The sequence below is a fragment of the Haemophilus sp. THUN1692 genome (assembly GCF_059704395.1).
In genome coordinates this window covers 1979453-2004272 of record NZ_AP046579.1, presented here as the reverse complement: position 1 = coordinate 2004272, position 24820 = coordinate 1979453, and the positions used below count along the sequence as shown (strand labels likewise).

The following is a 24820-nucleotide window of genomic DNA, read 5'->3' as shown; positions in this document are numbered from 1 at the left end:
GCGAGCGCATGATGAAAATTAGAACCTATGGCTGGATTCAAAATCCATCGTCTTTTCAATCATTAAAAAAGGTAGTTCAAATCTTTGATACTGCATCACAGCATTATCAAAACTTAAAGGATAATTTAATTAACTCAATCTATAATGAAGTAATTCGTAATAACTTGAAAGATAAGTTAATTAATAATGAAAATGAATTTACTTACCTTGAATTGGTAGGAACTTCTAAAAACAAACAAGGTAAACCGCCTTCATCAAGAAAAGATGCGGTAGCTGATGCACTTATTCAAATTAGTATCGAGCCACAGCAAATAAAATCGACAGGGAAAACTTGGACAGATAACTGGACCGCCGATGGTTTTCTAAGATGGGCTGTTAGTTTTAATTTTATCAAAGTAGATAGAGAAAAAGATACTTTTAGTATCACTGAAAAAGGTCTAGCTTTTTCACAAGCCAATGATGAAGAACAAGAATTAGATATACTAAGAACAGCTTTACTTGCGTATCCACCTGCAACTCAGATTCTATCGTTGTTAGAAGAGAATGGTGATTATTGTACAAAGTATTATCTCGGTTCTAAATTAGGTTTCCGTGGTGAAAAGGGATTTACTTCATATAATGAAGATATTATGTATGATTGGCTTGCATCTTCATCAGCTGTCGAGAAAAAGAAAATTAAATCGGATATTGAAGGAACAAGTGATAAGTATGCCCGTGGAATCTGTAACTGGTTAAAAAATGTCGGTTTTGTCCAAACAAAACAAGTGAAAAGAAAATTTCAAAATGGACAAAAAGAAAGTCTTCAAGGATATAAAATTACTGGCAGAGGAATCATAGCTTTACACCGTTCAATAGGGCATTCTAGCAATCGGCGTATTGAAAAATTCATTATGTGGGAATTTTTTGCCACCGATGGACATAACAGGGATTACATAAGGTCTCGACGTGCTAATATTGTAAAATTATTAATATCAACTATTTCATTTAAAAATTTAGTCTCTGAAATGAGAAATAATGGCTTTCAAGATCCAGAGGATATATTTTTATCTGATATTGATGGTTTAAGATTATTTGGTTTACGTATAGAGCTTAAAAACAATAAGTTTAGATTACTAGATAAAATTTGTGATTTTTCTATTCCAAAATTAAATTTAACAGAAGAGCTACGCGATAAAGTAATAGAAGAGCAAAAAGCGATTTTTTTACAAAAAACTAAATTGCCACTTTCATATATAGAACTTCTTGAAATTGCTAGGGATGGTAAACGCAGTAGGGATTTTGAGCTTATTACAATGGAATTATTTAAAAATATATATAAAATCAATGCCAGTATATTGGGTGGTGCTCGCAAACCTGATGGTGTTTTGTATATGCCAGAATTTGGGGTCATTGTTGATACAAAAGCTTATGCAGATGGATATTCGAAAAGCATTGCTCAAGCCGATGAAATGATACGTTATATCGAAGATAACAAACGTCGAGATCCAAGTAGAAACTCAACGAAATGGTGGGAACATTTTCCTACATCAATTCCTGCAAATAACTTTTACTTTTTATGGGTATCGAGTGTATTTGTGAATAAATTTCACGAACAACTTAGCTATACAGCACAGGAAACCCAAACAGTAGGTGCAGCACTTAGCGTTGAACAGCTACTGTTAGGGGCAGATTCTGTTCTTAAAGGTAATTTAACAACTGAAAAATTCATAGATTCGTTTAAGAATCAAGAAATTGTTTTCGCACCTTCAATATTGCATAGTTAGTAGTTTGTAATGAGCACTTCTACGCTTTCCTGCTTAGAAGTGTTATATGAAGCATTACCATAATGAAAATCTAAGTAATGAACTTTAAAGCCATGTTTCGAAATGAAGTCTTTCAGCATATCATGGCTTTTACCTTTATGCTCTAAAACATTACTTAAAGCAAAACGAATACCTTTTTCGTTTAATCTAAGTATTAATTGATACATTTCTAATTCCTGCTCTTCACCCCAGTCTTGAAATCCTCTATTTCCATCGTTATAACTACCTGTTGTGATAAGATAAGGAGGATCGAGATATACAAAATCCTGTGTATTCAGTTCACTTATATCAAATTCATGAATAAAATTATCGGTAAATGTTGCATTAAGTCCTTTCAAGCGTTGAGTGAAGTAACATAAGTTTTCTTTCATCCTTTCGTTGAAGCTACTTCTATTCCTACCAAATGGATTATTAAATTGCATTTTGCTATTAAAGCGGAATTGATAATTATAACTAAATGAAGATAAAACATATAAATCAAGAGGATTAGGGTTGTTATTATAATCTGATCTAAATTTAAGAAATCCTTCTTCATTAGTTTTACTTAACTGATATTGACTAATTCTATACTCAATTGAGGATAGGATAGTTTCTATTGGCATTTTTTGGAATAATCTGAACATATCATTAATAAGATAATTCATATCATTAAAAATATATTTCTCAGCTTCAACATTAATGCCAACATTAGCTCCACCACTCAATAGATCAACAAAAGTTTTTATGTTTTTAGGAAATAATGGTAGAATTTGTTTTAATAGTCTATACTTCCCTCCAATATAATTTAATGGACTTTTTACCCACTTTTTTTGAGGGAAATAATCTTGAGTTAGTTTAAATTCTTCGTCATTAGGTATTATAGTTTGTTTTTCTTTAAGAGGTTTTTTTTGAATATAAAATAGTAATTCACATAATTCAGTATCTAACGGTTTATTCTTTGATTTATACTTTCTATATGGTATTCTTTCCAATTCAACATGCTTATTTATAGAATATTTCTTTAATAATTCCAATAGTTCTTTTTCTGGAATAATGCCTTCAGTGTTATAACTTAACAAGATATGTGTAGCATCAATATTTGAGATTAAATCTTCCATTGCACTTTTAGCACTTTTTGCTGTTGAAAAATCACTTTTAAGCTGGCTCCAATCGAAAATTTTAGTTTTACCTTTTAAAGTAGGCTTAGTATGTCTAGCTACATTTTCCAATAAATGATAATTTGAAGCGTATTGGCGGTTATTATAAGGCGTATCAATATAGGCTATATCGACGCTAATTTTTTTTATTAGTTCGTTAGCATTCTCATTAAATGAACGATTAGGACGATTATTATCTATAACAGATGGGAATATTAAATCTAACTTGTTTAAAGAACGTTTATCCCAATGTTTCAGATAAGCGCCGTAAGTTCCAGTGATATTACTAACAGATGGCAAAGCTTCAATAAGTGAGTTTAAAAGATATAAGTATTCTTGTTGATTTACATAACCATCTTTTTTCCAAGAATCTAATGTTGAATGGATAAAATCTATTCTTTTAGCATTTTCCACAGTAAGATACATAGCATCCCCAGTGGGAGAATAGCTAGATTCATAGTATCCGATAGATAAGTGAGTTATAGGGGTGTCTGCTAAATATGATAGCGGGTCATTAATGCCAATTTGTTTTAATCCTTCAAAAGTAGGACGAGAATTGCCCTCAATTAAAACCTTTGCATTGATATGACTAAAATAAAGCAAATCATTACTATAAATAGTATAGTAAGGTTTAAAAAATAGCCCAACAGTATTTGTACCTGCGAACAAATCTAAGAAAGTTTCTTCTGTTCCATTAGTATGTTTATCCAACATATTTTTAATATGCTGTAATAATAGTTTTTTAGAACCGATATAGCGCATTTTAACATCCCTCAACATCCTACCTCCTAGTTTAACAGTGTTAAAGTTGCTTAACAAGCAAGCCACTCTTGTTATGCTGCTAATAAATAAACAATAAGTAGGTAACTCTAGCAATTAGGTGATTTCTGTCGAGAAATGCGTTTCAATTTTTCAAGTTAGATCGCAAAAATAACATTTTTTCTCATCAAAAGTACGGTTTTATGATTATCTTTGCATTTCAGATAACACTTTAAACGATACATCAAACGCAGTTTGCATATCATTCGACATCATTCGGTAGTGATTGATAAGGGCTTGTTCTTTTGCTTCTAATTCATCATTAGGCAAGCTGCGGTACATTTTTCCTTCACCAGTCAGCAACCAAGTGATACTAATCCCTAGTGCTTCATAAATTTTAATTAACCCATCAACATTAGGATCACGCCCTTCATTTAAGTAATTCATCGCTGAACGATATGAGATCCCTGTTACGTTGGAAAACTCAGTAACAGTCATATTTTTAGCATCTAAGACCTGTTTTAAACGTTCTAATATGCACACTATTTCACATTCCTATTGAAAAAAGTAAATGATTGTGACATTTTATGCACAACCAATATGAATAATGTTTCATATTTTAGTTTAATCAAGGTGTGATCTCAATACTATGACCCAACATTTTCTTCTTTCTAGCAAAGCTCGCACGCTTTCTTCCTACGAGATTGCACAACTCTCAGAAGAAGAAGCGTATGATTTGCTTTGTGAATTAAGATGGGGTGGAAAAGAGTTCATTACTTGTCCTAAATGTGTGGGGTACAACACAAGCCTTATTATATTTCTACACGTAAACAATGGCGTTGCAAACATTGTAATCACACTTTTAGTGTCACTTCTGGCACCATTTTTGCCAATCGCAAGAAACCGATTAAGGTTTATCTCTATGCTTTAATGGAGTGGGTAAATGCCGTCAAAGGCTTATCTTCCCTTCAATTAGCTCGTAATGCAAAACTTAATCCTCGCACGGCATTTGTTTTATCGCATAAATTCCGCAAGGCATTACTGGAAAGTCGTGATATGAAACCCCTTTCAGGTGTAGTGGATATGGACGGCACTTATGTTCATCCTGCACCACGTAAAGCAAATAAGAAATCTGACCGCATTGACTATCGTTTAAAGGAAAATCAGAATCCTGATAAACGTTGTGTCATGGTTGCACGTGAGCATTATTCGCCAGAAGAAAAAGCCAGTAATGTGCTGCATTGTGGGGCAAAACGCTCTCACGTTTTTGTAGCGCATACTGAATCGCAATCGGTAGTGAAAAGTTTTGCCGATAAATTCATTAAACCGAATACACAAATCAATACCGATGAAAGCACGGCTTATAATGTCTTGTTACCCTACTATGATTTGAGAACGGTAAACCATAAGGAAGAATATCGTAGCGACTTAGGTGTAACAAACAATCAGGCAGAAAGTCTATTTAGTCGTTTCAAACGTATGTACTACGGACAAGTTCACCGTATCAGCAACGAGTACCTACTTAACTATGCTAACGAAATTGCGTACCGTGAGGACAATCGCCGTACCTCAAATAAAGCGCAGTTTATTGATGTATTAAGCCGATGTTTGAAAACCACCAACGATAGCAATGAATGGTGCAGTTATTGGCAACGAAAAATTATTCATCAAGAAGTGATTTGGCAGTAGATATATGGCATACAACCTTGATAAGAAACTCAAAGAGTTTGAGTTTGAACGTAAACAGGTATTGCATCATCTTGCATTACTTGATGCGAACATTGCCACATTAAAACGTGCTATTGAGCTTACTCAACAGGAAAGTGATGTAGCCCTTTATAATACGGACAACTTTGTGTACCGTTCCAAATATAAGCTCTTTAAAGGGAAAATTCGTAAATACATCGTACAAATGATGCGAGAAGCACCCAATAAAGCCTTTACAATTGCAGAACTCACGCAGCGCATTTTCGATATTGAACAAAACCCTGATACACCGTCCGAAAAACATCTTGATTCCGTTCGTAAACAACTGAATGAGTTTTATAAAAGGGAATGGATTAATAGAGTTCAAATCAGCCGAAATGAGGTTCACTGGCAATGGAAACAAAAATAGCGGTATTTCTACCGCTATTTACTATCCTTGCTCAAGTGTTCTCAATCGCCAATGTTGTGAGTTATCTATTAAGCATTTTTCCACTAACGATTTATACTTTAAATAGTTTAATGTACAAGCAATCGTTTGTGATTGTTTATACGGTATGACTTCTTCAATCTCTTGCCCATCTAACTTCATCGCCAGATATGTAATCTCCTTCACACTTAACCATTTTGAAGGCTCTTGTTTTAGTACCTGAGCAATCAACTGTTGAGGCGAAGTTTGAAAACGAAGATTTCTAAATTTGGGGTTTGACGGTAAAGGCGGTTCTTCCCGACCCTTTGCGTGATTTAATGCCACACGATAGTCTGAAATCTTCCGATCAAGATCTTTTAATTCTTTATGGAGTTGCTTGATTTGCGCTGCAATTTCTTTCTTTTCGGTTTCAATTTCTTCAATCGCTTCTTCAAGCGCATTTTCCAAAGTTGATTTTTGTTTTGTCATTGGCTATTCTTACCTTTCGTACATAAAAGATAAGAAAATGTAGCAGAAACAACAAATTAAATCTTTGTGCAACTGCTACATAATACCGAATTTTTTCACCGCTCTTTTATTTTGTAAAAATAGATAAAGATCAAAGCATACGCATTTTTTACAAGACAAAATCTCAAAATAGCTTTATCATATCGCCTGTTTTAGGCTCGCCTAACCCGTTTTAATTAACTTAATTGAGGAAAATAAAAATGGCAAAAATCGTTAAAGTGATTGGTCGCGAAATCATCGACTCACGCGGTAATCCAACTGTTGAAGCTGAAGTTCACTTAGAGGGTGGTTTTGTTGGTTTAGCTGCGGCTCCATCTGGTGCATCAACTGGTTCTCGCGAAGCATTAGAATTGCGTGATGGTGACAAATCTCGTTTCTTGGGTAAAGGCGTATTAAAAGCTGTAGCAGCAGTAAATGGTCCAATTGCTGAAGCAATTCTTGGTAAAGATGCGTCTAACCAAGCTGAAATCGACCAAATCATGATCGATTTAGACGGTACTGAAAACAAATCTAACTTCGGTGCAAACGCTATCCTAGCGGTATCTTTAGCAAACGCAAAAGCAGCTGCAGCGTCTAAAGGTTTACCACTTTACGCTTACATCGCAGAATTAAACGGCACGCCAGGCGTTTACTCTATGCCATTACCAATGATGAACATCATCAACGGTGGTGAACACGCCGACAACAACGTGGATATCCAAGAATTCATGATTCAACCAGTTGGTGCGAAAACATTACGTGAAGCACTTCGTATCGGTGCTGAAGTATTCCACAACCTTGCGAAAGTATTAAAATCTAAAGGCATGAGCACAGCAGTTGGTGACGAAGGTGGTTTCGCACCTAACTTAGCATCTAACGCAGACGCTTTAGCATGTATCAAAGAAGCAGTAGAGAAAGCAGGTTACGTATTAGGTAAAGACGTGACTTTAGCGATGGACTGCGCATCTTCTGAGTTCTACAACAAAGAAACTGGCAAATACGAAATGAAAGGCGAAGGCCGTTCATTCACTTCTCAAGAGTTCACACACTATCTTGAAGAATTAACTAAACAATACCCAATCGTGTCTATCGAAGATGGTCAAGATGAATCTGACTGGGAAGGTTTCGCATACCAAACTAAAGTGTTAGGCGACCGCGTTCAATTAGTGGGCGACGACTTATTCGTAACTAACACCAAAATCTTAAAAGAAGGTATCGAAAAAGGTATCGCAAACTCTATTTTAATCAAATTCAACCAAATCGGTTCTTTAACTGAAACTTTAGCAGCAATCAAAATGGCTAAAGATGCAGGTTACACCGCTGTGATCTCTCATCGTTCAGGCGAAACCGAAGATGCGACTATCGCTGATTTAGCGGTTGGTACAGCAGCAGGTCAAATCAAAACGGGTTCTATGAGCCGTTCTGACCGTATTGCGAAATACAACCAATTAATCCGTATCGAAGAAGCATTAGAACGCGCGGGTACTCCAGCGGCATTCCCTGGCTTAAAAGCGGTTAAAGGTCAAGCGTAATTCACGCTGAATTTACTGTAAAATCTCACCGCACTTTGTATAAAAGTGCGGTGTTTTTTTAGGGAATTTTTATGAATACTCAATCTAATTCATTGCTTACTGAACCTTGGTTATCTTGGGCGATTGAAATTCAAAGTATTGCACAAAGTGGCTTGGCTTATTGTAAAAATATTTATGATATAGAACGCTATGAGCGTCTTCGAGATTTAGCAGCTGAAATGATTAGCCATAAAATGGCAATACCAAAAGAAACGGTTAAAAATCTTTTTTGTAATGAGGATGGCTACCAAACTCCAAAAATAGATACTCGGGCAGCGATTTTTCAAGACGATAAAATTTTGTTAGTGCTAGAAAATGATGGACTTTGGTCATTGCCTGGGGGATGGGTTGATGTATTGGAGACACTTCATAGTAATACAGTAAAAGAGGTGTATGAGGAAGCAGGGCTTGATGTGAAGCCAACTTTTATTATTGCAATCCACGACCAGCATAAGCATAACTATCCACCTTTGGCTCATCGTGTACAGAAGGCTTTTATTATGTGTGAAAGATTGTCAGGTGAATTTAAGAAGAACAGTGAAACGTTGGACTCTGCTTATTTTTCCTTGGATAAACTTCCACCAATGAATGATGCAAAAAATACAAAAGCTCAAGTAGAGCTTTGTTTTCAAGCATATAATAGTTGCCATTGGATTACACAATTTGATTAGGAAAGATTATGTTACATTTAACTTTAGAGGATGAACTCTTTTTAGGAACGCCAAAGCAAGTGGGAACGCATTCTACGGTATTTGAGCATTTTGCTGTAATGTTTGAAGATGACGGTGAAACGGGCTATTTTTATGCACTTGATATGCGTCAAAATGCTCAACCGATAGTGGATATGTTGCATGTGTATAATGTTGATTCAACCTCTAATCATCATGAAGCGCGCAAACTTGAAATTTGTTGGGATGAGAGTGGTTATTTAGCATTGTTGCTTATTAATGGCTATCCTCATGCCGTATTTGATTTTGCTCGTTTAGTCGGCTATAACAGCAATAAATATCCACAACCAGATTTAATGAGTATGTGGACTTGTGAAGAAATTACCAATAAACAGGCCGAGCAATGGCTAGGCGTGAAAACCATTCGATAAAAATTGAGAACAATGAAAAAGAAAAATCAGATTTTAGTTAGTTTATCTATTGTGGCCTTATTAGGAGGCTGTTCAGAAGAACAAGTACAACGTGATGTGTATCAGTCTTTAGATGATTGTTTAGCGGATTGGAAAAAAATTGAGCTTTGTGAGGCAGATAAAAATACCGAGAGTACTCAGAAAACTAAAACCACATCACAACAGGGGCTTGGTTTAAATATTCGTGATAATGGTAATGAAGAAAGTGCGGTAAAAAATTCAGCTGAAAATAATGCACAAGCGAATCAAAGCGAGAACAATGTCGAATCAACTGCAAAAGCTGAAAGTACCGATCCTTCTTTAGGGGCCGCGATTGCTGGTGGAGTTATGGGGTATATGGCCGCTCGTGCAATTAGTAGTTTCCTTGGCCCAAGTTATCATCCTGGAAATCGAGCTGTCACCACGCCAACAGGGCAAGTTGTGCAACCGCAAACAAATCGTTCTGTTGGAAAACCAATGCTTGTGAAAGGAAATGCAGGAAGCATGAATAGCAAACCTGTATCTCGTGGTGGTTTTAGTAGCCCAAACAATACTAATCGTAGCAGTGGGGGCTAAATGAAACGTGTAACAGGGTTTCCTACTCGACCAGATATGGTGCAACAGCTACTTAATGTTGGATTTGATTATTATAACTTACCTTCCAGTGATGGATCTCATTATTGGTCTGATAATGTTGCCTATGAATTTACTTTAGCTGAAATTGATCGCATTGAGGATACAACTAATGAATTGCATTCAATGTGTTTAGATTTTGCGGCGGATGAAATTAAAAAAGGCGATTATGAAAATTATCGTTTTACGAAGTTGCAAAAACAGCTTATTGAAACCTCTTGGCGTAATCAAGATCCTTATTTATATGGACGCTTTGATTTTGGCTATGATGGCGACAACCTAAAAATGTTTGAATATAATGCCGATACGCCAACATCTTTGTTGGAGGCCGCGGTTGTTCAATGGCAGTGGTTAGAACAAATTGAGGGCTTGAAGCATCGTGATCAATTTAACTGGATTCATGAAGAATTAATTAAACATTTCCAATTTTTGAAACAACAAAGTGGTAAAACAGATTTCCATTTGAGTGCCATGCAAGATGCTGGCCGTGAAGATTGGGGCAATGTGAATTATTTAGCTGATGTGGCTTATAACGCAGGTTGGAATATTCATCAATTAGCGGTGGAAGATATTGGCTATAACAGCGAGACAGAAAAATTTGTAGATTTAAATGATCAGCCTATTGAAATGTTATTTAAATTGTATCCGCTAGAATGGCTAAGCCACGCTGAGTTTGCTCGCCATATTACTTCAGCTGAAACACGATTTATTGAGCCTGCGTGGAAAATGCTGTTAAGTAATAAAGCACTATTGGCAAAACTTTGGGCGCGTTATCCTAATCATCCGAATTTATTGCCTGCTTATTTTACGCCTTTTGAATTACCAAAAGATTTATCGATGTGGGTTAAAAAACCATTGTTAGGTCGAGAAGGTGCCAATGTCTTCTATTATGAGAAAAACAATGGCGTAGAATTTGCAGCGAAAGGAAGCGAACACTCTGCGTTTTATGCTAATTCAGGCTATGTTTATCAACAAAAATTTGAATTGCCGAGTTTTGATGGAATGTATCCAATTATCGGCTCTTGGGTTGTGGGTGATGTTGCTTGTGGTATGGGGCTACGCGAAGATTTTACTGCAGTGACAGGGAATGATAGCCATTTTATACCTCATTATTTTGTACCTTAATGTGTCCTGAGTATTGCTAAAATAACCAGAAAACTAACCGCACTTTTGTCTTTTTTGATAAAAGTGCGGTTATTTTTTTACCTAAAAACTATTACTAAAGAGTTATGGTTATTTTATCTGAAAAAATCTTGCAAAATATCAAATTTTGTTGAACTAAATAGTAGTTTTCTTTGCAATACTAGGGGAGGAGAGTAAAATGGTGACGGTTGTAGAAGTATTTGAAGTTGTAAACCTATTAGAAGTATTAAATTTTCATTCACTTTTTCAATATTTGGAGTTTGATTATGGCATCAGAAAATCAAAAACTATCTTCTGTTGCGCTCACACCTGTTGAAGCAACGGATTATGCAGAAAATACAGCGACTTATAAAGCAAATAAACGTCCATTTTTATCGTTTATGTCTGGCATTAGTGCTGGAGCTTGTATTGCTTTAGCTTTTGTATTTTACACGACAACACAAGCTGCTAGTGCTGGAGCACCTTGGGGGCTGATCAAATTAGTGGGTGGGTTAGTATTCTCATTAGGTGTGATTATGGTGGTGATATTAGGAGCTGAATTATTCACCTCTTCTACTTTAACATTAGTTGCCCGTGTTAGTGGTAAGATAACCACAAGGCAAATGATCCGAAATTGGATTGTAGTATATTTAGGCAACTTTGTGGGCGGTTTATTTATTGCTACAGTGATTTGGTTTGGGGGGCAAACCATGGCAGCAAATGGCCAATGGGGTTTAACAATTCTTGCAACTGCCCAACATAAAATTCATCACACGTGGTTTGAAGCATTTAATCTAGGTATTTTATGCAACATTATGGTGTGTGTGGCGATTTGGATGTCTTATTCAGGTAAGACTGTTACAGACAAAGCTTTTATTATGATTATGCCGATTGGTTTGTTTGTTGCGTCAGGATTTGAACACTGTGTGGCTAATATGTTTATGATTCCGATGGGAATTATTACCGCACATTTTAGTACTCCTGAATTTTGGCAACAAATCGGCGTTGATCCGATGAAATATGCAGATTTAGATTTGTATCATTTCATTGTGAAGAATTTAATTCCCGTAACGTTGGGAAATATTGTCGGCGGGGCAATTTGCATGGGGGTATTCCAACGTTATTTAACCAAAACGCATTAAAGATTTATTTACTTATTTATTAATTAACAAAGGAAATGACTATGTCAGAACTTAATGAAGCGCAAAAATTAGCGTGGGCTGGTTTTACTGGTGGTGATTGGCAAGAAAATGTCAATGTACGTGACTTTATCCAAAAAAACTACACTCCATATGAAGGTGATGATTCTTTCTTAGCGGGTCCAACTGAAGCGACAACAAAACTTTGGGAGACCGTAATGGAAGGAATCAAAGTTGAAAACCGCACACATGCGCCATTAGATTTTGACGAGCATACGCCTTCAACAATTACTTCTCACGCACCAGGTTACATTAACAAAGACTTAGAAAAAATCGTTGGTCTTCAAACTGATGAACCTTTAAAACGTGCCATTATGCCATTCGGTGGTATCAAAATGGTGGAAGGTTCTTGCAAAGTTTATGGTCGTGAACTTGATCCAAAAGTGAAAAAAATCTTCACTGAATACCGTAAAACACATAACCAAGGTGTATTCGATGTTTATACGCCAGATATTTTACGTTGCCGTAAATCAGGTGTATTAACTGGTCTTCCAGATGCTTATGGCCGCGGTCGTATCATCGGTGACTACCGTCGTGTAGCACTTTACGGTGTAGACTTCTTAATGAAAGATAAATACGCACAATTCTCTTCTTTACAAAAAGATTTAGAAGATGGCGTAAATCTTGAAGCAACAATTCGTTTACGTGAAGAAATCGCAGAACAACACCGTGCATTAGGCCAATTAAAACAAATGGCTGCAAGCTATGGTTATGATATTTCCAACCCAGCAACTAATGCTCAAGAAGCCATTCAATGGATGTACTTTGCTTATCTTGCTGCAATCAAATCACAAAATGGTGCTGCAATGTCATTTGGTCGTACTGCAACCTTTATCGATATCTATATCGAACGTGATTTACAAGCAGGTAAAATTACTGAAACTGAAGCGCAAGAATTAGTTGACCACTTAGTCATGAAACTCCGTATGGTTCGTTTCTTACGTACACCTGAATACGATCAGTTATTCTCAGGTGACCCAATGTGGGCAACAGAAACCATCGCAGGTATGGGTTTAGACGGTCGTACATTAGTAACCAAAAATACATTCCGTATTTTACACACCCTTTACAACATGGGTACTTCTCCAGAACCAAACTTAACCATTCTTTGGTCTGAACAGTTGCCTGAAAACTTCAAACGTTTCTGTGCAAAAGTATCGATTGACACCTCATCAGTTCAATACGAAAACGATGATTTGATGCGTCCAGACTTCAACAATGATGACTACGCAATCGCATGTTGTGTATCACCAATGGTTGTGGGTAAACAAATGCAATTCTTCGGTGCGCGTGCAAACTTAGCGAAAACATTGTTATACGCAATCAACGGCGGTATCGATGAAAAATTAGGTATGCAAGTAGGTCCGAAAACTGCACCAATTACTGATGAAGTATTAGATTTCGATACAGTAATGACTCGTATGGACAGCTTTATGGATTGGTTGGCAAAACAATATGTGACTGCCTTAAACGTAATCCACTATATGCACGATAAATATTCATACGAAGCAGCATTAATGGCATTACATGATCGTGATGTATACCGTACCATGGCTTGTGGTATTGCAGGTCTTTCTGTTGCGGCTGACTCACTTTCAGCAATCAAATATGCGAAAGTTAAACCAGTTCGTGGCGACATCAAAGATAAAGATGGCAATGTTGTTGCAACTAACGTAGCAATCGACTTTGAAATCGAAGGTGAATATCCACAATATGGTAACAACGATAACCGTGTTGATGACATCGCCTGTGACTTGGTTGAACGTTTCATGAAGAAAATTCAAAAACTTAAAACTTACCGCAACGCTGTGCCTACACAATCTGTATTAACCATTACTTCTAACGTGGTTTATGGTAAGAAAACTGGTAACACCCCAGATGGTCGTCGTGCTGGTGCACCATTCGGACCAGGTGCTAACCCAATGCATGGTCGTGACCAAAAAGGTGCGGTAGCATCATTAACTTCTGTAGCTAAACTTCCATTTGCTTACGCGAAAGATGGTATTTCTTATACCTTCTCAATCGTACCAAATGCGTTAGGTAAAGATGCAGAAGCACAACGTCGCAACCTTGCTGGCTTAATGGATGGTTACTTCCACCACGAAGCAACAGTTGAAGGTGGCCAACACTTAAATGTGAATGTGTTAAACCGTGAAATGTTGTTAGATGCAATGGAAAATCCGGATAAATATCCACAATTGACTATCCGTGTATCTGGTTACGCAGTACGTTTCAACTCTTTAACTAAAGAGCAACAACAAGACGTTGTAACTCGTACATTTACTGAGTCTTTCTAAGTAAATAATATTATGTTTTAATATAAATCACTCACAGACTAGTTTTGTGAGTGGTTTATTTTTATATATAGGAGAGCAAATTATGCTAACAGTTATTGCCCAATTTTCAGTAAAAGCGGACAAAATTAATGATTTTCTAACTCAATGCCAAGAGTTAATTAAGCATACTCGTCAAGAAACAGGATGCGTATCTTATGAATTACAACAAAATAGCGAGCAGGCTAATCATTATGTTTTTATTGAGCAATGGAAAAGCAAAGCCGACTTAGAACAACATTTTGCAACGCCACACTTTACCTCAATTGTACCTGTATTGGTCGAGTATTGTGAACAAGCACCAGTGGTGCAAACCTTTCAAAAAGTCAGCGAATAATGACCGCACTTTGATAAATATATTTTAATTATGAGCCTGATTTAAATCAGGCTCATTTTTTATAGACTAAATCTTTGGTAAAATTTAGCTATATCTAATTTTAGGAAATTTATGTATGTCAGTTCTTGGAAGAATTCACTCTTTTGAATCTTGTGGCACTGTAGATGGGCCCGGTATTCGTTTTATTTTATTTATGCAAGGCTGCTTGATGCGTTGCAAATATTGCCATAATCGTGATACTTGGGATTTTGAAGGGGGTAAAGAAATCAGTGTAGAAGACTTAATGAAAGAAGTCGTGACTTATCGCCATTTTATGAATGCTACTGGCGGTGGTGTCACTGCATCTGGTGGTGAGGCTGTGTTACAAGCAGAGTTTGTGCGCGATTGGTTCCGTGCTTGTAAAGCAGAAGGGATTAATACTTGCTTAGATACAAATGGTTTTGTACGTCATTATGATCATATTATTGATGAATTATTAGATGTAACGGATCTTGTTTTACTCGATTTAAAAGAGCTTAATGATCAAGTTCATCAAAATCTTATTGGAGTACCAAATAAACGTACCCTTGAATTTGCAAAATATCTGCAAAAACGAAATCAACGTGCATGGATTCGTTATGTTGTGGTTCCTGGTTATACTGATAGCGATCACGATGTGCATTTATTAGGTCAGTTTATTGAAGGTATGACCAATATTGAAAAAGTTGAACTTCTTCCTTATCATCGATTAGGTGCGCATAAATGGAAAACCCTTGGGTTAGATTATGAGCTTGAAGATGTATTACCGCCAACCAAAGAATCGTTAGAGCATATTAAAACAATCCTAGAAGGTTACGGGCACACTGTAAAATTTTAGAATGAATGTCAGCTAACATAAGGAGTAAATAATGAAAAAAATTATTTTAATATTGTCACTTGGGTTACTTACTGCCTGTTCTGCTCAAACTCAAAAGGCTGAACAAAATGATGTGAAACTGACACCGCCGACTGATGTGCGAAGCGGATATGTACGTTTGGTGAAGAATGTAAATTATTACATCGATAGTGAATCGATCTGGGTGGATAATCAAGAGCCACAAATTGTACATTTTGATGCTGTGGTGAATTTAGATAAGGGATTGTACGTTTATCCAGAGCCTAAACGTTATGCACGTTCTGTTCGTCAGTATAAGATTTTGAATTGTGCAAATTATCATTTAACTCAAGTGCGAACTGATTTCTATGATGAGTTTTGGGGACAGGGTTTACGGGCAGCACCTAAAAAGCAAAAGAAACATACGTTAAGTTTAACACCTGATACAACGCTTTATAATGCTGCTCAGATTATTTGTGCGAATTATGGCAGAGCACAGCCTTCAGATAAAAAATAACAAAATCTCGCGGATAAAAAAATACGGTGAAATTTCACCGTATTTTTTTAATTAAATATTCTTCTTTGTTTTCGTGTTTTGACTACTTGCACTATTAATAATAAAGCAAGAATTATCACATATACTGCAAAAATAAATACCAACCATTGCACCATCGTCACACCGAATAATGACCATTGACTTTCATTACAAGAGCCAGTCGGGCTAAACATAAACGGAAGCCATTGGTGAAACGGTAAAGTTTCAGGAAAGTTTGGAATAAATTCACATTGTTTCCAAGGGGCTGGATTCATTTGTAAATCAAGATGACGGAATGAAACCAATAATCCCTTAATGCCACTAAATAAGCCTAATGCCAAAGCGATTAATCGAATGATTAAAGCGCGAGGTTGAAGTAAACCTATAATGCCCGCAATAAGTAACCCAATTATTGCTAAACGTTCATACACGCAAAGTACACAAGGTTGCAATCCCATTCCATATTGGAAGTAAAGTGCGGTAGATTCTAGTGCTAAACTTGAGAATGCCAGCAGAAACCATGCAGAACGTTTTTCAGAAAATTGTTTTAAAGGTGCGAGCATTTTTTCTCCTTAAATTGGAAAAATTAAACCTAAGTTTGCTAGCCAAATAGTAGCAGCTGGTAAGATAAATTCAATAGCCAGTAACCCAATGATCGAAAGTACAATAGTGTAAGGTAAAGCCATATAAACCATTCTTCCATAAGAAAGTCGAATTAATGGTGCTAGTGACGAAGTCAATAAGAACAAGAATGCAGCTTGTCCATTTGGTGTCGCAACTGACGGCAAGTTTGTCCCTGTATTGATTGCAACAGAGAGCAATTCAAATTGGTGCGGCGCAATTACGCCATTCGTTAATGCTGCTTTGGCTTCATTGATGTAAACCGTTGCGACGAATACGTTATCAGAGATAGAAGAAAGTAAGCCGTTAAATACATAGAATAAGGCAAGCTGTGTATTTTCTTCTGAAGAAAGAACGAAGTGAATGATTGGCGCAAAAAGTTTTTGATCAATAATTACAGCAACCACTGAGAAGAATACTACGAGTAATGCAGTGAAAGGCAAGGATTCTTGGAATGCTTTACCGATAGTGTGTTCGTCTGTAACACCAGTGAATGCAGTGGCAAAAATGATGATACTTAAACCAATTAAGCCTACCGCCGCAAAATGGAACGCCAATCCAAGAATTAACCAAATCGCGATTAACGCTTGTACGCCTAATTTAATTTTGTCTTGTTTAGACATTTTCTCTGAATTAGTGCGGTCTAAATCTGACAAGATTTTCCATACGTCTTCAGGTAATTTTTCACCATAACCGAATAATTTGAATTTTTCGACTAGGAAGCAAGTAAGCAATCCGCAGATAAATACTGGAATAGTAACTGGTGCCATGCGGAAGAAAAATTCGATGAAGTTCCATTTGGCTTGTTCTGCAATGATTAAGTTTTGTGGTTCACCCACCATTGTCATCACACCACCAAGTGCAGTTCCGACACCAGCATGCATCATCAAACTACGTAAGAACGAACGGAATTTTTCTAAGGTTTCGTGGTGTTGTGTCGCGATTTTTCCATCATCAGCAATATCAACGGCATCAATTAAATTATTGCCTGATGCGACTTTGTGGTAAACGCCATAGAATCCCATTGCTACGCTGATAATTACGGCAACAACCGTTAATGCATCAAGGAAAGCGGATAGAAAGGCTGCGCTGAAACAGAAAGCTAAAGAAAGCGCGATTTTTGAACGAATTTTGACAAGTAGTTTCGTGAATACGTAGAGAAGCAGTTGTTTCATGAAGAAAATTCCTGCCACCATGAACATTAATAGCAATATCACTTCAAAGTTTGCCATAATTTCCGTTTTTACGTGTTCTACGTTAGTCATCCCTATAATAATAGCTTCAATTGCTAATAAGCCACCGGGTTGTAATGGATAGCATTTTAATGCCATTGCTAGCGTAAAAATGAATTCAGCAACGAGCAACCAACCCGCAAGAAAGGGACTGATAAAAAAGAAAATAATTGGATTAACAATGAGAAAAACGACAATGGTCAGTTTGTACCAATCTGGGCTCGCTCCAAGAAAGTTTTTCATAAAGGCTTGTGTGTTTGTCATAGAGCACTCCATTATTTTTTATTGCGCTAACATTGTAATATATCCCCCTTTAAAGGATAATAAAAAGTGAGTAATTTTTTTATAAAATTGCATTTTTTTGATTTTTATCTGATTTTTTAATATATGCAACATGATAATGACATTTTGAAAGCCCAAAGCCCAGCCGCTTTAGCTGAAGAATATATAGTGAAAAGCATTTGGCAAGATGTTTTCCCTGCGGGCAGCAATTTACCCTCAGAGCGTGATTTGGCTGATAAGATTGGTGTAACTCGTACAACTTTACGTGAAGTTTTACAGCGTTTAGCTCGCGATGGTTGGTTGACGATTCAGCACGGTAAACCCACAAAAGTAAATAATATTTGGGACACAGCGGGGCCGAATATTATTGAAACACTAATCGGTTTAGATATGCAGTCAGCACCTTTGATTATTGACAATATGTTATCTTTACGCAGTAAAATGTCTGAATCTTATATTTATGAGGCAGTAAAAAATTCTCCTCAACAATCTGTCGCACTTTTTGCTGAATTAGATCAATTACAAAATACGGCGCAAGATTACACAGAATTTGATTACAAATTATTTCGTCAATTTACCGTAGTGGCGAATAAACCCTTTTATCGTTTAATTTTTAATAGTTTGAAAGGGGTTTACCAACGAATTGGTTTTTTATTTTTTAAAGAAGAAAAACATCGAGAACTTACAAAAACATTCTATTTAGAAATGCAGCAAATTTGCCTTGCGGGAAATGCTGATGCGGTCGTGGATTGTATTCGTAAACATAATTTACGTTCTTCAACTTATTGGAAAGCTATTCTAGAGCGATTACCGCAGAACCTTTCGGATTAATTTCAACATCAAAAGTGCGGTGAAGTTTAACCGCTCTTTTTCATTAATATAGATAAACATTATGCGCATACCAAGAATTTATCATCCTGAATCCCTTGAAAATCAAGCTCACTGTCACCTTTCAGAAGACGCGACAAGCCATGTGGGGCGAGTGTTAAGAATGACAGAAGGCGAGCAAATTGAACTCTTTGATGGTTCTAATCATATTTATCCAGCCAAAATTATTGAGTCGAATAAAAAAGCTGTAAAGGTAGAGATTTTGGGGAGTGAACTTGCGGATAAAGAATCCAATTTAAAAATTCATTTGGGACAAGTGATTTCTCGCGGAGAGCGAATGGAATTTACCATTCAAAAATCGGTGGAATTGGGAGTGAATGTGATTACGCCATTATGGTCAGAACGCTGTGGCGTAAAGCTTGATGGTGAACGTATGGATAAAAAAATCCAACAATGGCAAAAAATTGCGATTGCTGCTTGTGAACAGTGTGGCCGTAATATTGTGCCGGAGATTCGTCCACTGATGAAATTGCAAGATTGGTGTGTAGAAAATGACGGAGCGTTAAAATTGAATTTGCATCCATGCGCGCAATATTCGATTAAAACGTTACCGAATATTCCTGTTGAAGGCGTTCGCTTATTAATTGGTTCAGAAGGTGGATTATCTGCACAAGAAATTGCACAAACTGAACAGCAAGGATTTACTGAAATTTTATTAGGAAAGCGTGTTTTGCGTACTGAAACTGCATCGCTTGCGGCGATTAGTGCACTACAAATTTGTTTTGGAGATTTAGGTGAATGATGGAGTTACAAGGGAAATTTTTGATCGCGATGCCACACTTAGACGATTATTTTAATCGTACTGTGGTGTTTATGTGCGAGCATAATGAGCAAGGCTCGATGGGGTTAGTGATTAATCAGCCCACTGATTTAAGCATTGCGGAACTTTATTCAAAACTCAATTTTATGATGAAAAATGACCGCACTTTTAGCAATGAAATGGTGGTAGCAGGTGGCCCTATGCATAGCGAAAGAGGTTTTATTCTACATAAGAATACACCTAATGAATTCCAGCATACTTATAAAATCACGGATGATCTTTCAATGACAACCTCTGCTGATGTGATAGAAACGCTAGGTTCTGAACTTGCGCCAGAAAAATATCTTATCGCACTTGGGTGCTCTAGCTGGGAGGCTGGGCAATTAGAAAAAGAAATCACTGATAATGCTTGGTTAGTCGCGACTGCGAATGATCAGATTTTATTCGATATGCCTTATGATGAGCGCTATGTTGCGGCGAATCAATTACTTGGTATTCACCCACATAATTTTGTGTTTGCTCAAGTGGGACATAGCTAATGGGGATTACTGCACTTGCTTTTGATTTTGGTACCAAAAGTATTGGCTGTGCTGTAGGGCAAAGTATTACCAGCACCGCACAAGCCTTGCCTGCTTTTAAGGCGCAAGATGGTATCCCAAACTGGGATGCGATCGAAAAATGCTTGAAAGAATGGAAACCAGATGTTGTCGTTGTTGGTTTGCCTTTAAATATGGACGGAACAGAACAAGATCTCACTTTGCGTGCTCGTAAATTTGCAAATCGTTTACAAGGTCGTTTTGGTGTTAATGTTCAGCTACAAGATGAACGTTTAACAACAACAGAGGCTCGCAGTGAAATTTTTGACAGAGGCGGTTTTCGTGCCTTAAAAAAAAGTAAAGTAGATGGGATCTCTGCTTGTTTGATTTTAGAAAGTTGGTTTGAGGTCGCAGAATATTCGGAATAAAAAAAGCCCTTTCAAAAGCTGAAAGGGCAAAAATATTTGGAGTCATACTATGAGTTGTTGAATTAATAAATCAGGTATGTGGCGTATTATAATAATAAAATATAAAAATGCAACATTTTTTTAACAAATAATTTTTTGTCATTTAATTATGTGGATTTCTTGTATTGCTATTGACTAAATTACGCATTAATAAGGCGTAGTCTAAGTTGATATCTTGTGGTACGTCTAAGAACACAAAATGCCCATCACCTAGTGCTGCATCAACCGCTTCATTTTTACGATTTAGCATTTTTTCAATTTTGAAATTGATATTACCTTGAGTGGTCATCATTTCCACTTCATCACCAAGCAAGAATTTGTTCTTCACCGCCACTTCAGCCATACCTTGCTCGTTACGTTTGCCAGTAAATTCACCGACAAACTGTTGACGATCAGAAATAGAATAACCGTATTCGTAATTTTGGTATTCATCGTGCGTATGACGACGTAAGAAACCTTCGGTATAACCACGATGAGCAAGGGATTCCAAGGTATCCATTAAGCTTTCATCAAATGGTTTTCCTGCTGCCGCATCATCAATGGCTTTGCGGTAAACTTGAGAGGTTCTTGCGCAATAATAGAATGATTTAGTACGACCTTCGATTTTTAAAGAATGCACACCAAGTGCGGTCAATTTTTCCACGTGTTGTACTGCACGCAGATCTTTTGAGTTCATAAAGTAAGTGCCGTGCTCATCTTCAAAAGCCGTCATTTGCTCGTCTGATTTTTGTGATTCGGTATAAAGGAAAACTTTGTTCGTTACCGCACCTTCACCTAAGGTTGGCGCGACATTTTTCACTTCAATTTGTTGAGCTGGATCGATTTTAGGCACGATGTTGCCCACTTCATCTATGGTGCCTTCTTCCATTTTGTATTCCCAACGGCAAGCATTGGTGCAAGTGCCTTGGTTTGGATCGCGTTTATTGATATACCCAGAAAGCAAGCAACGGCCAGAATATGCCATGCACAACGCACCGTGTACGAAAATTTCGAGTTCGATATCTGGCACGTGTTGGCGAATTTCAGCAATTTCATCTATTGAAAGTTCGCGAGATAAAATAACACGAGTTAATCCCATTTGTTTCCAGAATTTTACCGTTGCCCAGTTTACCGCATTCGCTTGTACAGAAAGATGAATATCAATATCTGGGAAGTTTTCACGCACCAACATGATTAAGCCTGGGTCGGACATAATTAAGGCATCAGGACCCATGTCGATCACAGGTTGTAAATCTTTGATAAAGGTTTTGAGTTTGGAGTTATGCGGCGCAATATTCACCACTACATAGAATTTTTTACCAAGTGCATGGGCTTCATCTATCCCGATTTTTAAATTGGCGTGATTAAATTCATTGTTGCGTACACGTAAGCTGTAACGAGGTTGGCCTGCATAAACGGCATCTGCGCCATAAGCAAAGGCGTAGCGCATATTTTTAAGGGAGCCTGCAGGGGAAAGTAATTCTGGTTTGAATTGGGTTGTCATAATATTCTCTTTTGTCTGATTTCAGGTCAGGGATTTGCGCTAGGCAAATCGTTAGGTGGGGTATTGTAGAGAAAATATTTGGCTTGTAAAGGAAAGTGCGGTCAAATCCTAATTAGAAATTCAGTTTATCTTGTTCTGATATAAAGATTTAACCGCTTGAAATTACCCTATATTAAATAAAATTATGGGCCCAAATTTTGCCCTATGACAATTGCTTGTCTTTTATTTTGATTATAAGTTTGCAGCATTATTTTCTTCCTTTAAAGCTTGCGTTGCTGATTTTATATCATTTGACTGAGTGATAGCTGTGATTACCGCAACACCATCAGCGCCATATTTTCGTAAGGTTTTCACATGTTCTAGTTTTATTCCTCCAATCGCTACAAGAGGTTTGGTGATGCCTCCATTTCTCAAGGTTTGAATAAATTCCATTCCTAGAGTCGGGGAAGGATTCTCTTTTGATTGGGTAGAGAAAATTGGACCAACACCAAAATAATCGATATCAGATATTTCCTCACCGATTTTTGCTTCATCTAAGCGGTTAACTGACCAACCAATAATCAGTGGTTTATTAGTTTTTGCTCGAATCGTTTTTACAGGCGTATCGCTTTGTCCAACATGAATTCCATCCGCTTCAATTTCCAATGCCAAATCAACATTGTCATCAACAATAAATGGCACATTATATTGACGACATAAGTCTAGGCAGTTAATAGCTAAGGCTAGTTGTTCATCTGGTGAATTTTCTAGTGAGAATTTGCCTTTATCGCGAAATTGAAAACAGGTAATGCCACCTTCTAAAGCTTGTTTAAGAACAGAAAGCAAGTTATCTGTTGGATTATCACCTAAATGTCGGCAATCTTGTGTGCCTGCTACAAAATAGAGCGGTAAAATTTCTTGAATATTTTTCATCTTTCAATCCTTAAAGGCGACTGTAAGCCCAATGATTTGTTGGTCCATGTCCATGACCAATATTCAATGGGTGAGAGATGGCTGCAGTGATAAAATCTTTAGCTGTTTTCACCGCACTTTTTAATGGTGCGCCTTTGGCTAATTCAGCTGTTAAGCAAGCTGAAAAAGTACAGCCTGTGCCGTGAGTATGTGGTGTATCGAAACGCACGCTTTCTAAAACAAAATGCTCACCATTTTGTAAAAAAATCCAATCTTGGCATTGCTGACTTTGTGAATTCAGCGAATGTCCGCCTTTAATAATCACATTCTTTGCGCCTTGTTTTTGCAAGTCTAACGTGGCTTGTTGAATGCTGGCTGTATCAGAAATCTTAAAACCAGTTAAAGCTTCTGCTTCAGGAATATTAGGTGTAATCACGTCGGCTAGTGGTAATAAATATTTGATTAATGCGGAAACTGCTTGTTGTTGCAATAAAGGCGCACCACCTTTCGCAATCATCACGGGATCAACCACTAATGTGCCAAATGGGCGATGACTTAAGAAATCAGCAACACATTCAATAATATCTGCTGTGCCAAGCATGCCAATTTTGGCACTTGCAATTTGAAAGTCATTTTTTACCGCTTTTAGCTGTGCCTGAATTGTTTTCAGTGGAATGGGGTGAATATCAAATACCCCAAGCGTGTTTTGTGCAGTCACTGCAGTAATCACTGAGGTTCCAAATACACCTTGCATTTGAAAGGTTTTCAAATCTGCTTGAATGCCGGCGCCGCCGCCACTGTCCGAACCAGCAATAGTCAATGTTTGTGGAATGTTAGACATATTTCACCTCCGCGTTTTGTTCTATTAAATCAGGTGTTAAGGCTGCCAATTCATCAAGCAAGCGAATTTGGAACTGACCGACTTGCGTGGTTAAGTTTTTAGCCGCAATCTCCCCTGCAACGGTGTAAGCGGCACAGGCTTCGATGGTTGCTGAAAAATGTTTTCCTTCATCAACGGCTAAAAATGCTGCACATACTGCACTTAATAAACAACCCGATGCAGTGACTTTTGGAAATAGCAGTGTACCATTATGGACTGTGGCCGTTTGTTGTCCATCACTGATAATATCGACCTCTCCACTAATCAACACTGTACAGTCATAGCGTTGTGCAACACGTTGAGCAACTTCTTGTAGATTTGTTTTACCTTGTCCTACATCCACGCCTTTTGCTTGCCAGTCTTCACCTGCAATCGCTGCAAGTTCACTGGCGTTACTTCGAATTAGGGCAAATTTCACTTCTGCCAATAATTGACGGATAGTTTCGCGTCGGCAGTTCGTAGCGCCCACTCCAACCAGGTCAAGCACCACTGGAATACCTATTGAATTAGCTGTTTTACCCGCTAGTAACATAGCATCTCGTTCTTGCCCGATGACTGTACCGATATTGATGACTAATGCTTGTCTGATTTTAGGTAGTTCAACCATTTCTTCAATATTAGCAGACATCAACGGTGAAACACCTAAAGCAAGTAAACCATTGGCACTAAAATTTGCCGCGACAATATTGGTAATATTATGAATCAACGGATTCTGTTCACGGATTTTTGATAAATAAACTGATTTCATTTTACACCTTCATTT

The 24820-nt window shown here is 37.2% G+C and carries 25 protein-coding genes and 1 pseudogene; 17 read left to right on the top strand and 9 right to left on the bottom strand.

The features are described from left to right. Positions 1 to 11 precede the first annotated feature (11 nt). The gene (locus AC6H0A_RS10340) at positions 12 to 1763 is read left to right on the top strand and encodes a restriction endonuclease FokI recognition domain-containing protein (RefSeq protein WP_044232573.1); all 1752 of its coding nucleotides are present in this window, start codon (positions 12 to 14) and stop codon (positions 1761 to 1763) included. Here the strand turns inward: AC6H0A_RS10340 and AC6H0A_RS10335 are convergent. Further along, positions 1760 to 3700: a Dam family site-specific DNA-(adenine-N6)-methyltransferase gene (locus tag AC6H0A_RS10335; protein ID WP_083034797.1), complete on the bottom strand. Its 1941-nt coding sequence runs from the start codon at positions 3698 to 3700 to the stop codon at positions 1760 to 1762. The two genes, AC6H0A_RS10340 and AC6H0A_RS10335, sit on opposite strands and share 4 nt — an antisense overlap. A gap of 204 nt (positions 3701 to 3904) precedes the next feature. Then, positions 3905 to 4240 carry a helix-turn-helix domain-containing protein gene (locus AC6H0A_RS10330; RefSeq protein ID WP_005639794.1) on the bottom strand — a complete coding sequence of 112 codons (336 nt, stop codon included), beginning with the start codon at positions 4238 to 4240 and terminating at the stop codon, positions 3905 to 3907. Between the two features lie 106 nt (positions 4241 to 4346). On the opposite strand from AC6H0A_RS10330, the pseudogene AC6H0A_RS10325 reads away from it, so the two are divergent. Together AC6H0A_RS10325 and AC6H0A_RS10320 are read left to right on the top strand one after the other, a co-directional pair. Next, positions 4347 to 5386, top strand: a pseudogene (locus AC6H0A_RS10325) (IS1595 family transposase). Between the two features lie 4 nt (positions 5387 to 5390). After that, complete coding sequence (locus AC6H0A_RS10320) at positions 5391 to 5813, top strand: hypothetical protein (protein ID WP_005626903.1); 423 nt, start codon at positions 5391 to 5393, stop codon at positions 5811 to 5813. Positions 5814 to 5834: 21 nt separating this feature from the next. Here AC6H0A_RS10320 and AC6H0A_RS10315 read toward each other — a convergent pair whose 3' ends face one another. Beyond that, positions 5835 to 6299: a hypothetical protein gene (locus AC6H0A_RS10315; protein WP_005639789.1), complete on the bottom strand. Its 465-nt coding sequence runs from the start codon at positions 6297 to 6299 to the stop codon at positions 5835 to 5837. Between the two features lie 239 nt (positions 6300 to 6538). Between AC6H0A_RS10315 and eno the strand changes: the two genes are divergently transcribed. From eno to AC6H0A_RS10265, 10 genes are all read left to right on the top strand, one after another. Then, complete coding sequence (gene eno, locus AC6H0A_RS10310) at positions 6539 to 7849, top strand: phosphopyruvate hydratase (RefSeq protein ID WP_005635098.1); 1311 nt, start codon at positions 6539 to 6541, stop codon at positions 7847 to 7849. A 71-nt stretch (positions 7850 to 7920) separates the two neighbouring features. After that, positions 7921 to 8559, top strand: coding sequence for an NUDIX hydrolase N-terminal domain-containing protein (locus tag AC6H0A_RS10305; protein ID WP_005639787.1), 639 nt, complete (start codon positions 7921 to 7923; stop codon positions 8557 to 8559). An 8-nt stretch (positions 8560 to 8567) separates the two neighbouring features. Beyond that, positions 8568 to 8987, top strand: a complete 420-nt coding sequence (locus tag AC6H0A_RS10300; protein WP_005639783.1) for a DUF2251 domain-containing protein — start codon at positions 8568 to 8570, stop codon at positions 8985 to 8987. 12 nt (positions 8988 to 8999) lie between these two features. Then, the gene (locus AC6H0A_RS10295) at positions 9000 to 9581 is read left to right on the top strand and encodes a DUF1190 domain-containing protein (protein WP_005639781.1); all 582 of its coding nucleotides are present in this window, start codon (positions 9000 to 9002) and stop codon (positions 9579 to 9581) included. Next, the gene (locus AC6H0A_RS10290; RefSeq protein WP_497512641.1) at positions 9582 to 10763 is read left to right on the top strand and encodes a glutathionylspermidine synthase family protein; all 1182 of its coding nucleotides are present in this window, start codon (positions 9582 to 9584) and stop codon (positions 10761 to 10763) included. 284 nt (positions 10764 to 11047) lie between these two features. Then, on the top strand, positions 11048 to 11902 hold the full coding sequence (focA, locus tag AC6H0A_RS10285) for a formate transporter FocA (RefSeq protein WP_005639778.1): 855 nt from the start codon (positions 11048 to 11050) through the stop codon (positions 11900 to 11902). A gap of 41 nt (positions 11903 to 11943) precedes the next feature. Next, a complete protein-coding gene (gene pflB / locus AC6H0A_RS10280; RefSeq protein ID WP_044232077.1) occupies positions 11944 to 14256 on the top strand; it encodes a formate C-acetyltransferase in 2313 nt (770 codons plus the stop codon). Between the two features lie 82 nt (positions 14257 to 14338). Next, entirely contained in the window at positions 14339 to 14629 is a 291-nt protein-coding gene (locus AC6H0A_RS10275; protein ID WP_005636456.1) for a putative quinol monooxygenase, read from the top strand. Positions 14630 to 14744: 115 nt separating this feature from the next. Then, positions 14745 to 15485, top strand: coding sequence for a pyruvate formate lyase 1-activating protein (pflA, locus tag AC6H0A_RS10270; protein ID WP_005639772.1), 741 nt, complete (start codon positions 14745 to 14747; stop codon positions 15483 to 15485). 31 nt (positions 15486 to 15516) lie between these two features. Then, the gene (locus tag AC6H0A_RS10265) at positions 15517 to 15999 is read left to right on the top strand and encodes a surface-adhesin E family protein (RefSeq protein WP_005639770.1); all 483 of its coding nucleotides are present in this window, start codon (positions 15517 to 15519) and stop codon (positions 15997 to 15999) included. Between the two features lie 47 nt (positions 16000 to 16046). Here AC6H0A_RS10265 and dsbB read toward each other — a convergent pair whose 3' ends face one another. Both dsbB and nhaB read right to left on the bottom strand, forming a co-directional pair. Further along, entirely contained in the window at positions 16047 to 16580 is a 534-nt protein-coding gene (gene dsbB, locus AC6H0A_RS10260; protein WP_005639768.1) for a disulfide bond formation protein DsbB, read from the bottom strand. A 9-nt stretch (positions 16581 to 16589) separates the two neighbouring features. Next, positions 16590 to 18134, bottom strand: a complete 1545-nt coding sequence (gene nhaB, locus AC6H0A_RS10255; RefSeq protein WP_044232074.1) for a Na(+)/H(+) antiporter NhaB — start codon at positions 18132 to 18134, stop codon at positions 16590 to 16592. Between the two features lie 123 nt (positions 18135 to 18257). Between nhaB and fadR the strand changes: the two genes are divergently transcribed. From fadR to ruvX, 4 genes are all read left to right on the top strand, one after another. Next, a complete protein-coding gene (fadR, locus tag AC6H0A_RS10250; protein ID WP_005639764.1) occupies positions 18258 to 18983 on the top strand; it encodes a fatty acid metabolism transcriptional regulator FadR in 726 nt (241 codons plus the stop codon). Between the two features lie 61 nt (positions 18984 to 19044). After that, positions 19045 to 19782, top strand: coding sequence for a 16S rRNA (uracil(1498)-N(3))-methyltransferase (gene rsmE, locus AC6H0A_RS10245; RefSeq protein WP_005639762.1), 738 nt, complete (start codon positions 19045 to 19047; stop codon positions 19780 to 19782). Further along, entirely contained in the window at positions 19779 to 20339 is a 561-nt protein-coding gene (locus AC6H0A_RS10240) for a YqgE/AlgH family protein (protein ID WP_005627726.1), read from the top strand. The genes rsmE and AC6H0A_RS10240 overlap by 4 nt, the downstream gene beginning before the upstream one ends. Beyond that, positions 20339 to 20764: a Holliday junction resolvase RuvX gene (gene ruvX, locus AC6H0A_RS10235; protein ID WP_005639760.1), complete on the top strand. Its 426-nt coding sequence runs from the start codon at positions 20339 to 20341 to the stop codon at positions 20762 to 20764. The genes AC6H0A_RS10240 and ruvX overlap by 1 nt, the downstream gene beginning before the upstream one ends. Before the next feature lie 142 nt (positions 20765 to 20906). Here the strand turns inward: ruvX and trhP are convergent, their stop codons facing one another. From trhP to thiM, 4 genes are all read right to left on the bottom strand, one after another. Then, complete coding sequence (gene trhP, locus AC6H0A_RS10230; protein WP_005639758.1) at positions 20907 to 22286, bottom strand: prephenate-dependent tRNA uridine(34) hydroxylase TrhP; 1380 nt, start codon at positions 22284 to 22286, stop codon at positions 20907 to 20909. A 231-nt stretch (positions 22287 to 22517) separates the two neighbouring features. Beyond that, positions 22518 to 23198, bottom strand: a complete 681-nt coding sequence (gene thiE, locus AC6H0A_RS10225; protein WP_005639756.1) for a thiamine phosphate synthase — start codon at positions 23196 to 23198, stop codon at positions 22518 to 22520. 10 nt (positions 23199 to 23208) lie between these two features. Beyond that, positions 23209 to 24018 (bottom strand): bifunctional hydroxymethylpyrimidine kinase/phosphomethylpyrimidine kinase, encoded by an 810-nt coding sequence (gene thiD / locus AC6H0A_RS10220; RefSeq protein ID WP_005639754.1) that lies wholly within the window; start codon positions 24016 to 24018, stop codon positions 23209 to 23211. Continuing rightward, the gene (gene thiM / locus AC6H0A_RS10215; RefSeq protein WP_005639753.1) at positions 24011 to 24805 is read right to left on the bottom strand and encodes a hydroxyethylthiazole kinase; all 795 of its coding nucleotides are present in this window, start codon (positions 24803 to 24805) and stop codon (positions 24011 to 24013) included. Before thiM ends, thiD begins: the two co-directional genes overlap by 8 nt. Positions 24806 to 24820: the final 15 nt, after the last annotated feature.